This is a genomic window from Streptomyces sp. NPDC024687 (assembly GCF_055559055.1).
The window spans coordinates 59,496-69,893 of record NZ_JBVHLJ010000007.1 but is presented as its reverse complement, the minus strand read 5'-3'; the positions used below and the strand labels follow the sequence as shown (position 1 = coordinate 69,893).

Here is a 10,398-nt window from a genome sequence, read left to right as displayed (position 1 = left end):
GATGCTGCGCTGATTCCCGTCGTTGGCGACCTGACTGACCTTGCCGATCCTGGTCTTGAGAGAGGAGATCTGCTCACGCAGCTGCCGGTCGGCGGAGGTGAGGCGGGCGATCTGCCGGCCCACCTCTTGCTCCCGCTTGTGCTGGGCCCGGTCCTCAAAGAACTTGTTCAAACTGTATTCATGCTTGAACAGCCCGTACTCGAGCTGCCCGACGAACACGTCGGCCTTCAGGCCCGCGCCTTCCGGCTTGACGCCGGTGACCGGCACGTTGTCGGGAATCCACTTGGGGTCCAGGAGCTTCTTCTGTGCGGCCTCCTGCTGCGCCTTCCAGAGGGCGATCTCACCTTGTACGGCCTTCTTGAACTCCTCCGGAACAGTCGAAGCGTTCCCGAGCTGCTTCGCGAACTGTTCTTTGAACCGCGCGGTGAAATTCTCCGCGCCCTCCAGGATCCCGACCCGAGTGGTCAGCCTCTCGACCAGGACCTCGATGTCCTCAGCCACGCATCGGCCCCTCTCAACTCGGTGAACTCAGGAAGGCCATGATCTGGGCCGGTGACGCTCCTTGCTCCACAGTCGACCCAGGCACCCGCTCAGGGCTCCCGGTACTCCCCTCCCCCGGCCGCGGCACGGCCTCCGGATACTCCGCCGGCTCCGCGTCCTCGTCCCGGTGCACCGTCGCGAACATCCAGTTGGCTACGGCGAGATGGTCGACGACCGCCGCCAGCAGATGGTCCGTGACCGTCCAGTCCGCCTGTTCGCCGTGGACCGCCCGGGCGTAGGACGAGTCCGCGGGCAGGTGCTCGACGAGGATCCGCAGACGCCGGGAGGAGAGCCGGCCCCGGTGCCAGTCGAGGAGGTCGACCCCGTAGTGGCGGAGCAGATCCGCCTCCAGAGCCTCGGCGTGCTCGTCGACCAGCGCGCCGAGGCTCAGCCTTCCCCCAACGACATGCCGGTGTCGTTGCCGTAGGCCTCCAGGATCGCGGAGACGTCCTGGACACTGGTGTCGTACTTGCAGAAGCGCTCGAACTGCTCCCCCCCGAGCAGCAGCGCCAGCAGCCCGTCGATGTCGTTGTCCTCCAGCGCGGCGATCTGCTTGGCGATACTGCGCGGGAACTCGGTGGGCAGCCGGAACACATCCCCGTCCACCTCGAACTCCCAGCTCTTTCCGACTGCTTCGAGGCGCTGGGCGCGGGCGGCGTTGACGTTGAAGGGGGCCATGTCGGTGGAACTCCTTGCTGCGGGACGGGACAGAGGGATCAGGCCGCGCTGAAGCTCGGGTCCTTCATCAGGAAGGTCGCCAGCGGGGCACCGTCCACCGTGGCCAGCGCGGTGAAGGTGACGCCGAGCTTCACGGGGGCGGTACGGACGAGGGCGAGCTCCTCCGTCTCGGTCACCTGGCCGCGGGCGACGATCATGCGGTACTTGACCTCGTCGCCGTCGACGAACTCCAGCCCGAGCATCCGCTCGTCGAACTTCGGCTCGGCCGCCAGCTCGTACTTGTAGAGGCCGGAGCCGGTCGCCGTCTCCTTGACCTGCCCGCCGCCGAAGAAGAACGGCAGGGTGTCCTCGTTCAGCTGGAGGAGCTGGAACTTGAAGCTGAGATCGCGGTCGGAGTAGACGTACCTCGCCGAGCTGACGCTCTGCCAGGTGTCCACGGGGTCCAGCTTGTCCTTCTTGGAGATCTTGACCCCGTCGGTGGTGGTGTAGCCGAGGTCCTTCCAGCCGGCACCCCACGCCGCGGCGGTGTCGGCGGGCGGTGCGGTGGCGAGCGGGGCGATGAGCACACGGCCACTGCCCGCGACTCGGATCTCCTTGGCGTTCGTTCCGGCCATCACTGCTCCTTGCTGGGAGATGGACATGATGTGCTGCGGGGGGGATACGGCGAAGTCGCGCCGGGAACACGGCCGTTCAGGCCGGGCGGACCACCAGGCGGGTGGTCGAGACGTAGCGGTTGGCACTGGCGTGCCGGTAGTCGGGCAGCCAGCGCGGCCCGTCCTCCTCGACGACGTCCACGACGGTCGCCCCGCCGTAGCGCACGCCCCGCAGCTGGAGCATCAGGGAACGGGCCACGAGGGAGACGGTGTGGGCCGCGGCCTTGGAGGGGCCGTAGACGTCCAGGTCGACGAGCGGGTTGTCGAGCCGGGGATCCTCCGCCCAGGCACCGCCCATCCGGGAGACCAGTACGGCGCGCTGCGAGCCGTCGAACCCGGCCGGCGGTGCGACGTCGACGACGACACCCGCCAGTTCGCTGCGGTCCTTGAGCAGATCGACGACCAGCTGCTCCACGTCCGGGAAGGTCACGTACGGCTCGCTCATCGCCCGGGCTCCGGCCCCTCGCCGCCGTCCTCGGAGTCGTCGGATTCGTCGGGGTCGTCGGATTCCCCGGAGTGCTCCGCGGGCCGCGCGATGACATCGAGCAGTCCCCGCGCGGTCTGGTCGTCGACGTCCACGACGTCACCGGGCTCGTGCCCGTTCCACCAATAGGTCAACTGGATCTTCTGCACAGCACTCCCCCGTGACGATCGGCTGTGAAGGAACCTGACGGAAGATCAACTTCCGTTGGTCAAAAGGAAGTTGACGCCCCAGGAACCGCAAATGTAACGGCCGCCCCAAGCACAGCGTGAGCACCGCGAGGTCTCGAACGGATAACGATGACCAGGCATACAGCGCGAGAGAAGTGAGGTCTAGTCCTGTCCTGAATTCGACCCATCGGGGCCCGGATCCGGCAGGGACTCAAGAGGCGGACGTTGCTCCTGCACCGGTTGCTGCACAGACTGCTGCACCGGCTGCTGCGGCGCCGGCGCCGCCCGCTCCAGGAACCGCAGCAGCTCGACGGGGAACGGCAGCACCAGCGTCGAGTTCTTCTCCGCCGCCACCGCCACCACCGTCTGCAGCAACCGCAGTTGCAGCGCGGCAGGCTGCTCGGACATCTCCTTGGCCGCCTCGGCCAGCTTCTTCGACGCCTGGAGCTCCGCGTCCGCGTTGATGACCCGCGCCCGCCGCTCCCGGTCCGCCTCGGCCTGCCGGGCCATGGACCGTTTCATGGTCTCGGGCAGGGAGACGTCCTTGATCTCGACCCGGTCGATCGTGACGCCCCACTCCACCGCCGGGCTGTCGATCATCAACTCCAGCCCCTGGTTGAGCTTTTCGCGGTTGGACAGCAGATCGTCCAGCTCGCTCTTGCCGATGATCGACCGCAGCGAGGTCTGCGCCATCTGTGCGACCGCGAACCGGTAGTCCTCGACCCGGACGACCGCCTCGGCCGGTGCGGTCACCTTGAAGTAGACGACGGCGTCCACCCGCACCGTGACGTTGTCCCGGGTGATGCCCTCCTGCCCGGGCACCGGCATGGTCACGATCTGCATGTTGACCTTCCGGAGCTTGTCCACGCCCGGAACGATCAACGTGAACCCCGGCCCGCGCACATCCGGCCGGAGCTTTCCGAGGCGGAAGACCACGCCCCGTTCGTACTGCTTGACGACCCGCGCGGCCGCCATCACGTACACCGCTCCGGCCGACACGAGCGCTACGCCCGCCGCCACCAGCTCCTCGACCATCGCGACCCCCAGGGTCAGAACCAGGCGCTCAAGGTGTGTACTTCGACGGTAACTCCGCGGTGTACACAAGGGGAGACGGAGGACACAGGTGGTCCACGGCATCAGGACGCGGGACGGCCGCCGGCTGACGGTCGAGGAGTACGGCGACCCGGACGGCAGCCCGGTGGTACTGCTGCACGACACCCCGGGCTGCCGCTTCGGCGTCGTACCCGGGGATGTCGTGACCGCGCACCCGCACATCCGGTTCATCGCCTACGACCGCCCCGGCTACGGCGACTCGGACCGGCTGCCGGGCCGCCGCGTGGCCGACGCCGCCCGGGACGTGGCGGAACTGGCCGGCGCCCTCGGGCTCGGCCGCTTCTCGGTGCTCGGTCACGGCGGCGGCGCCCCGCACGCCCTGGCCTGCGCCGCCCTGCTGCCCTCCCGGGTACGGCGGGCGGCGGCACTGGCGTCCCCAGCGCCCCCGGACGCGAGGGACCTGAGCTGGTTCGACGGCATGGCCGCGTCCCAGGTGGAGGAGTTCACCCGGGCGCTCACCGACCCCCTCGCCTTCGCCGAGCGCCTCGCCGCCCGCGCCGCCGACATCCGCCGCGACCCCGCCCAGCTGCTCGTCTCCCTCCGCGACGGGCTCACGGACTCCGACCGGCGGACCGTCTCCGCCCCGGCGGTCGGCGAGATGCTGCTGCGCACCTACCGGGAGGCGGTGCGCGGTTCGTCGTACGGCTGGCTCGACGACGACCTCGCCCTGCTCAGCGGCTGGGGCTTCGACCCGGCGGCCGTGACCCGGCCCGCCCTGCTGTGGCACGGGGACCAGGACAGGTTCTCCCCGGTCGGCCACTTCAGGTGGCTGGCGGACCGCGTCCCGCGGGTCCGGCCCGTCCTCCAGCAGGACACCGGCCGCTTCGGAGCCCTGGAGGCCCTGCCGGCCGTACTGGACTGGCTCTGCGCGCCACCGGAGCGGACCTCGTCGTGATCACGACGAGCCCCCGTACGGATGCGTACGGGGGCTCACCGGGTGCCGGCTGCGGTTCAGGCCGTAGCCGGGTCTAGAAGACGCTGACGCCGTAAGCGCTCAGGGCCTCGGTGACCGGCTGGAAGAAGGTCGTACCGCCGGAGGAGCAGTTGCCGCTGCCGCCGGAGGTCAGACCGTAGGCGATACCGCTGTTGGAGTAGAGCGGGCCGCCGGAGTCGCCGGGCTCGGCGCACACCGTGGTCTGGATCATGCCGTAGACGACGTCGCCGCCGCCGTAGTTGACCGTCGCGTTCAGCGCGGTGACCCGGCCGCTGTGGATGCCGGTGGTGGAACCGCGGCGGTAGACCGTGGTGCCCACGCTCGGGGTGGCGGCGCTGGTGATGTCGACGCTGCCGACGGCGCCGGAGATCGACGAGGTCGGGTAGCTGCTGGAGTACTTGACGAGGCCGTAGTCGTTGGTCGGGAAGCTGGAGCCCGCCGTCGAACCGAGCGTGGTCGTGTGACCGGAGTTCGACCACCAGGTGCCCGCGCCGTCGGTGCAGTGACCGGCGGTCAGGAAGTAGTAGGTGCTGCCGCTGCGGACGTTGAAGCCGAGGGAGCAGCGCCAGCTACTCGCATAGATGGCGTCGCCGCCGGAGATCAGCTTGTTGAACTTGCCCGGGGTCCGCTTGATCGTGAGCGCGTCGGCGTTGCTGCCCGCCTGCTCCTTGATCTTGGAGATCTCGGCCTGCGAGACCGTGCTGTCGACGGTGACGACCACACGGTTGGTCTTGCTGTCGACGGCCCAGGCGGTGCCCGGGATGTCGGCCTTGAGCACCGAACTGCTGGCGCTCTTGAGTTCAGCGGTGCTGAACGGGGTCGCAGCGGTCGCGTTCGCGCTGGGGACCGCGATCGCGGCCGCGGCCACGAGGCCGGTGGTACCGGCGATCAGCCGGGTCCGTCTCGTAATGCCACTGCGGGGGTTGGTGCGCCTGATCCTCACGTTTCGTTCCCTCCCAGGGGAATTCGGGGGCCCGCGTGGGGTCGGGGCCCGTGAGGCGCAGTCAGCGGCCCGGTCGTCCGGTTTTCGGACAAGCCGTGCTCCTGACAAGCGCTGAGGGGGAGTATTCGGCCGAACGGACGGTCGGCGCAAGGGCGCCTTTCGGCCGTCAACCTTTGAAAGACCTTTGTGCTTCAGAGGGAACCGACACGCCTCGGCCCGCGTCGCTCTCCCCCGCAACCGGCCGTCTTACGGCTGTCGGTGTCCGACGCGGGTGGGCGCGCGTACCGGAAACACACCTTCCGTCCCCGCTCGCCGGATCGCCGAAAACAGCCCATGGCGAGCCGCTCGGAAAGCGGGCGGACAGCCACGTCCGTCACGGCTCAGGATGCTCGCCCGGTCCCGGCGCACCGGGTGGCCGGGCTGCCGAGGCCCAGGTGCTCCCGGAGCGTGCTGCCCGGGTAGAAGGTACGGAACAGTCCGCGGTGCTGGAGCAGCGCCACCGTGCCGTTGACGAGCCGCTCCAGGTCACGCAGCGGTTCGGCGGGGGTGAGGTGGAAGCCGTCGACGATGCCCTCGCCGTGCCAGGTGGCGATCAGTTCCGCGAGATCGACGGGGCCACCCCGGTACAGCGGCCCCTGCGCGGTCTGACGTGGGCCGCCTCCGCCGTGCCCCGGGGCGGCCGCGTGCTCGCCGTCGCCGAGGTCGACGAGGAGGCCGGCGAGGATCCGCGGTTCGTCGGGGCCGCGCCCGAACTCCGCGGCCAGGGTTCGGAGTTCGTCCCGTACGGCGGCGGTCTGCGCGGCACTCGCGGCGCGGACGAGGGCCACGTCGGCGTACCGGGCGGCGGTTCTGCGGGCGGGTCCGTCGGTGGCGTCGACCACGCGGACCGGGAGGCCCTGCGGGGGGCGCGGCACGATCGAGGGGTCCTTGGCGGAGAAGGGCGCGCCGGGGAAGCCGGCGTCCCGTGTCTCGGCACCGGCCGACACGGGCGGCGCCGCCGACATGGCCACGAGGTTGGGGTCGGTGGCCGACACGTCCATCCACCAGCCGGCCCGGCCCCGGCTGACGCGGTCGAGGGCCGCGACGGCTGCCCGCACGTGGAAGGGGTCGCGGTGCGGGGTCGTGGCGGTGGGCACCAGGCCGATCCGGCCCGTGGCGGACGCGATCCGGGACAGCACGTCGAGCGCGTCGGGGCCGGGCCGGGCGAAGGTGTCGTCCAGGGTCAGGAAGTCGAGCCCACCGCGTTCGGCGAGCCGGGCCGCCTCGATGCAGGGGCGCGCGTCGTACGCCGACGGATGGTCGAGGGCGGCGGCCAGGTGCACCAGGCCCCGGCCGTGCGAGGAAGCCATGTGGGGGAGTCCTTTCGGGGGAGAATCCGGCCCCGCCGCGGCGGGAAGCAACCACGACCGCGCGGACCGGCGGCCATCTCGCTCACAGCACCTTGGAGAGAAACGCCCTGGTCCGCTCGTTGCGCGGAGCGTCCAGTACCGCGGCAGGCGGGCCCTGTTCGACGATCCGTCCGTCGTCCATGAACACGACGGTGTCGGCGACCTCGCGGGCGAAGCCGATCTCGTGCGTGACGACGATCATCGTGGTGCCCTGGTGCGCGAGGTCCCTGATGACGTCGAGGACCTCGCCCACCAGTTCGGGGTCGAGCGCCGAGGTCGGCTCGTCGAAGAGCAGCAACCGGGGCTCCAGCGCCAACGCCCGTGCGATCGCGACCCGTTGCTGCTGCCCGCCGGAGAGTTGCCTCGGATAGGTGTCCGCCTTGTCGGCGAGTCCCACCCGGTCCAGGAGCCGCCGCGCCGCCTCGACGGCCTCCTTGCGCGGCCGCTTCAGCGCGGACACCGGGGCCTCGACGACGTTGTCCAGCACGGTCAGATGCGGGAACAGGTGGAAGTTCTGGAAGACGAAGCCGATCCGCGTGCGCTGTCGGAGCACCTCGCGCTCGGGCAGCTCGTACAACTTGTCACCGGAGCGCCGGTATCCGACCAGCGCCCCGTCCACGCTGATCGTTCCCTTGTCCACTTTCTCCAGGTGGTTGACGGTGCGCAGCAGCGTCGACTTGCCGGAGCCGGACGGACCGAGGATCACGGTGACCTCTCCGGTGCGTACGGCCAGGTCGATGCCCTTGAGCACCTCCAGGGGGCCGAAGCTCTTGTGGACGGACCTGATGTCGACCATGACGGTCATCGGTGAACTTCCCTGCCTTCCAAGTGACTCAGGCGGCGACGCGGACGGCGAGCTCGCCGAGAAACCGCAGCGCGGCCCGCGCGGTCGCGTCGTTCTGCCGGAACGCGGGCCCGCCGGTGCGCGGCCGGGTGAAGGCGCCGGGGGTACGTCCGTCGGTGTACGGCCCGAGCGCGAAGCGCCGGGGGTGCGGCCGGCCGGACCGGTCCAGGAGCCGTCCGTCGGCACGGTCCACCCGCAACAGCCCGTCCGGGCTCTCGGCGGCCCCCTCGGCGTACAGCTCGCGCAGCAGCGGATCGAGGGCCCGCCGGACGGTCGGCTCGGGCAGCCGGGCCTCGACCAGCGCCCGTGCCTGGACCGAGTGGCCCGGCACGGTGGGGCTCGACGCCCGGAACACCCCGTCCTCGGCGCGCACGTCCATGTCCGCCCCGACGAACCTGAGCACTCCGGCCCGGGACAGCGCGAGCAGCTGCCGCAGCCGGGGTCCGGGCGGGCCCGAGGCGAGATAGCTGAAGAACCCGTGCCACCATCCGCCGATGTCCCCGAGCCGGACCAACTGCCCGTAGACGGAGAGCAGTCCGAGGAACATGGCCAGGTCCGGGCTGTACCGGGAATCGTGCCGGCGGCTCAGGTCGGCCTCGACGTACTCCCGCAGCCCTTCCTGGAACTCCTCGTGGGTCGCGTACCGCACGCCCTCCAGTGGCCGGTCGAGCCGGGCGAGGTCGAGCCGGTCGCGGGGATCGGGCACGGCGGAGGCCGCCAGGCTCTCCTGTTCGGCGGGATCCCCGGCGGCCGCGTACTTCTCCTCGAAGTCGGTCCAGGACATCGCGGTCCGCTCCGGATGCACGGTGAACAGCCGGTGGTAGTGGGCGAATCCGAGCTCCTTCGCCACCAGCGGCCACACGTCCCGCCGGAAGTCGAAGCCCTCCGGCCGGGCGAGCAGCCCGTCGATCTCGGCCGGGCCCAGGAAGCGGGGCAGCGGCGGCCGCTCACCGGTCCAGTCGTAGCCGATCTTCGAGTGGTACGGCACTCCGCGCCGCGATCCGACGAGGAGGACCGGCTCACGCCCGGACGGAACGTAGGTGTCCCCGTCGTACCGTCCGCCCCGGCCCTCGGTCAGCAGCGCCATCAGGTCGACGAAGGCGAGCCCGAACCCGCGGACCAGGACCGGTTCGCCGGGCGCGAGCGCGGACAGGTCGCTGTCGGCGGTGAAGTCGGGCGGCAGGTGGACGAGGCCGTGGGTGCGGGCGTACGCCGCCAGGTCCCGCTGCTCCTCGTCCAGTTCGGCGTCGAGGTGGCCCAGGCTGAGGACGACCAGGTCGGCGAGGAGCGGGCGCGGACGGCCCTCCAGCCAGACCTGCTGACGTCCCTCGCGTGCTCCGCTCACCCGCACGGCACGACGGGGATGGTGGTGGACGGACACGGACGGCGGCAGCGCGGCCACCGCCTGCTCGTGGACCCAGCGCAGATAGGCGCCCTGGAGCTGCCGGTCGGCGAAGGTGCGGCCGTCGATGCCGGCCCACTCGTGCAGGGTGGGGCCGGGGCGCACGGGCCCCTCCATCTCCACCGTCTCGTCGGTGAACATGGTGACGTCCTCGGCGTGCGAGTTCATCCACAGCAGCGGTGACTGCGCCTCGCGCCAGATGCGTCCGGCGCCGGGCGGGTGCGGATCGACCAGGTGCAGGTCGAGACCCGAACCGTCGTACAGCTCGGGCGCGTTGGCGGCGATCCGCTCGATGAGACCGGTCCCCCGCGGCCCGGCTCCGACGATCACCAGTGAGTGCCTCATCGGGTGCGCTCCGAACCGCGGGCGTAGTGCTTCTCCACGTAGTACTGGCCGACGCCGAGCACCGAGGTGACGACGGTGTACCAGACGGTGGCGACCATCAGCAGCGGGATGACCTGGTAGGTGCGGTGGTAGACGAGCTGCACGGAGTAGAGCAGGTCCTGCACCGCGATCACGCTGACGATGGAGGTGCCCTTGAGGGTGCCGATCAGCATGTTCCCGGCCGGGGGCACGATGGAGCGCATCGCCTGCGGCAGCACGATCCGCCACCAGCGTCGCCACCGGCTCAGTCCGAGCGCCTGCGCCGCCTCGATCTGTCCGTGGTCGACGGACAGGATGCCGCCGCGCACGACCTCGGCGGCGTAGGCGGCTTCATGCAGGGTCAGGCCGATGACCGCGACGGTGACCGGGCCGAGCAGGTCGACCGTCTTCACCCCGAGGATCTGCGGGTACAGCGCCCCGATGTTGAACCAGAGCAGCAGTTGCACCAGGACCGGGATCGACCGGAACAGCCAGACGTATCCCCAACTCACGCTTCTGAGGACGGGGTTGGCGGACAGCCGGGCCGCCGCGAGCAGGGTGCCCAGCGCGAAGCCGAGGGCCATGACGACCGCGGTCAGCCAGAGCGTGAGCCACAGTCCGCGCAGCACCGCGTCCGAGGTGAAGTAGTCCGCGACGACGTCCCACTGGAACGCCCGGTTGCGCAGGACGGAGTTGACGGCCAGGCCCAGCAGCACGAGGACGGCGACGGCGGCCGTCCACTGGCCGAGGCGGCGCTGCGGGACGATGCGAAGGGAGTCCGCGTGTTCCGGTATGTCCGGTGCGGCGGGGGCTTTGGCGAGGGTGTCGGAGGACATGCGAGGGCTCCGTGGCAGCGAGTCGGTCGAACTCGGACGGGTGCCTTCACACG

The 10,398-nt window shown here is 70.6% G+C and carries 13 protein-coding genes; 2 read left to right on the top strand and 11 right to left on the bottom strand.

All coding sequences use genetic code 11. From position 1 onward, the window contains the following. Nucleotides 1-501 (bottom strand): hypothetical protein (locus tag ACZ39I_RS26790; RefSeq protein WP_467247055.1); only part of this gene is annotated, 501 nt, incomplete at its 3' end. A 166-nt stretch (nucleotides 502-667) separates the two neighbouring features. On the opposite strand from ACZ39I_RS26790, the gene ACZ39I_RS26785 reads away from it, so the two are divergent. Further along, the gene (locus ACZ39I_RS26785; RefSeq protein ID WP_467247054.1) at nucleotides 668-967 is read left to right on the top strand and encodes a hypothetical protein; all 300 of its coding nucleotides are present in this window, start codon (nucleotides 668-670) and stop codon (nucleotides 965-967) included. On the opposite strand, the gene ACZ39I_RS26780 is transcribed toward ACZ39I_RS26785, so the two are convergent. The 5 genes from ACZ39I_RS26780 to ACZ39I_RS26760 form a co-directional block, all read right to left on the bottom strand. Next, nucleotides 928-1,218 (bottom strand): hypothetical protein, encoded by a 291-nt coding sequence (locus ACZ39I_RS26780; protein WP_467247052.1) that lies wholly within the window; start codon nucleotides 1,216-1,218, stop codon nucleotides 928-930. The genes ACZ39I_RS26785 and ACZ39I_RS26780 overlap by 40 nt on opposite strands. Before the next feature lie 38 nt (nucleotides 1,219-1,256). After that, complete coding sequence (locus tag ACZ39I_RS26775) at nucleotides 1,257-1,832, bottom strand: phage tail tube protein (protein ID WP_467247051.1); 576 nt, start codon at nucleotides 1,830-1,832, stop codon at nucleotides 1,257-1,259. Nucleotides 1,833-1,908: 76 nt separating this feature from the next. Beyond that, nucleotides 1,909-2,316 (bottom strand): hypothetical protein, encoded by a 408-nt coding sequence (locus ACZ39I_RS26770; protein ID WP_403659392.1) that lies wholly within the window; start codon nucleotides 2,314-2,316, stop codon nucleotides 1,909-1,911. Further along, entirely contained in the window at nucleotides 2,313-2,504 is a 192-nt protein-coding gene (locus ACZ39I_RS26765; RefSeq protein ID WP_403659395.1) for a hypothetical protein, read from the bottom strand. The genes ACZ39I_RS26770 and ACZ39I_RS26765 overlap by 4 nt, the downstream gene beginning before the upstream one ends. A gap of 180 nt (nucleotides 2,505-2,684) precedes the next feature. Beyond that, nucleotides 2,685-3,557: a slipin family protein gene (locus ACZ39I_RS26760; RefSeq protein ID WP_467247049.1), complete on the bottom strand. Its 873-nt coding sequence runs from the start codon at nucleotides 3,555-3,557 to the stop codon at nucleotides 2,685-2,687. An 88-nt stretch (nucleotides 3,558-3,645) separates the two neighbouring features. Between ACZ39I_RS26760 and ACZ39I_RS26755 the strand changes: the two genes are divergently transcribed. Further along, entirely contained in the window at nucleotides 3,646-4,530 is an 885-nt protein-coding gene (locus ACZ39I_RS26755) for an alpha/beta fold hydrolase (RefSeq protein ID WP_467247048.1), read from the top strand. Nucleotides 4,531-4,603: 73 nt separating this feature from the next. Here the strand turns inward: ACZ39I_RS26755 and ACZ39I_RS26750 are convergent, their stop codons facing one another. The 5 genes from ACZ39I_RS26750 to ACZ39I_RS26730 form a co-directional block, all read right to left on the bottom strand. Continuing rightward, a complete protein-coding gene (locus tag ACZ39I_RS26750; protein ID WP_467247047.1) occupies nucleotides 4,604-5,512 on the bottom strand; it encodes a S1 family peptidase in 909 nt (302 codons plus the stop codon). A gap of 380 nt (nucleotides 5,513-5,892) precedes the next feature. Further along, complete coding sequence (locus ACZ39I_RS26745) at nucleotides 5,893-6,861, bottom strand: LLM class flavin-dependent oxidoreductase (RefSeq protein ID WP_467247046.1); 969 nt, start codon at nucleotides 6,859-6,861, stop codon at nucleotides 5,893-5,895. 82 nt (nucleotides 6,862-6,943) lie between these two features. Then, entirely contained in the window at nucleotides 6,944-7,705 is a 762-nt protein-coding gene (locus ACZ39I_RS26740) for an amino acid ABC transporter ATP-binding protein (RefSeq protein WP_467247045.1), read from the bottom strand. Nucleotides 7,706-7,733: 28 nt separating this feature from the next. Beyond that, nucleotides 7,734-9,491: an FAD/NAD(P)-binding protein gene (locus ACZ39I_RS26735; RefSeq protein ID WP_467247043.1), complete on the bottom strand. Its 1,758-nt coding sequence runs from the start codon at nucleotides 9,489-9,491 to the stop codon at nucleotides 7,734-7,736. Continuing rightward, complete coding sequence (locus tag ACZ39I_RS26730) at nucleotides 9,488-10,345, bottom strand: amino acid ABC transporter permease (protein WP_352390851.1); 858 nt, start codon at nucleotides 10,343-10,345, stop codon at nucleotides 9,488-9,490. The genes ACZ39I_RS26735 and ACZ39I_RS26730 overlap by 4 nt, the downstream gene beginning before the upstream one ends. Nucleotides 10,346-10,398 lie beyond the last annotated feature (53 nt).

Coding starts and splice junctions, on each gene's coding strand:
- ACZ39I_RS26780 (WP_467247052.1), bottom strand. CDS start 1,218: ATGGCCCCCTTCAACGTCAACGCCGCCCGCGCCCAGCGCCTCGAAGCA.
- ACZ39I_RS26775 (WP_467247051.1), bottom strand. CDS start 1,832: ATGGCCGGAACGAACGCCAAGGAGATCCGAGTCGCGGGCAGTGGCCGT.
- ACZ39I_RS26770 (WP_403659392.1), bottom strand. CDS start 2,316: ATGAGCGAGCCGTACGTGACCTTCCCGGACGTGGAGCAGCTGGTCGTC.
- ACZ39I_RS26760 (WP_467247049.1), bottom strand. CDS start 3,557: ATGGTCGAGGAGCTGGTGGCGGCGGGCGTAGCGCTCGTGTCGGCCGGA.
- ACZ39I_RS26745 (WP_467247046.1), bottom strand. CDS start 6,861: ATGGCTTCCTCGCACGGCCGGGGCCTGGTGCACCTGGCCGCCGCCCTC.
- ACZ39I_RS26740 (WP_467247045.1), bottom strand. CDS start 7,705: ATGACCGTCATGGTCGACATCAGGTCCGTCCACAAGAGCTTCGGCCCC.
- ACZ39I_RS26735 (WP_467247043.1), bottom strand. CDS start 9,491: ATGAGGCACTCACTGGTGATCGTCGGAGCCGGGCCGCGGGGGACCGGT.
- ACZ39I_RS26730 (WP_352390851.1), bottom strand. CDS start 10,345: ATGTCCTCCGACACCCTCGCCAAAGCCCCCGCCGCACCGGACATACCG.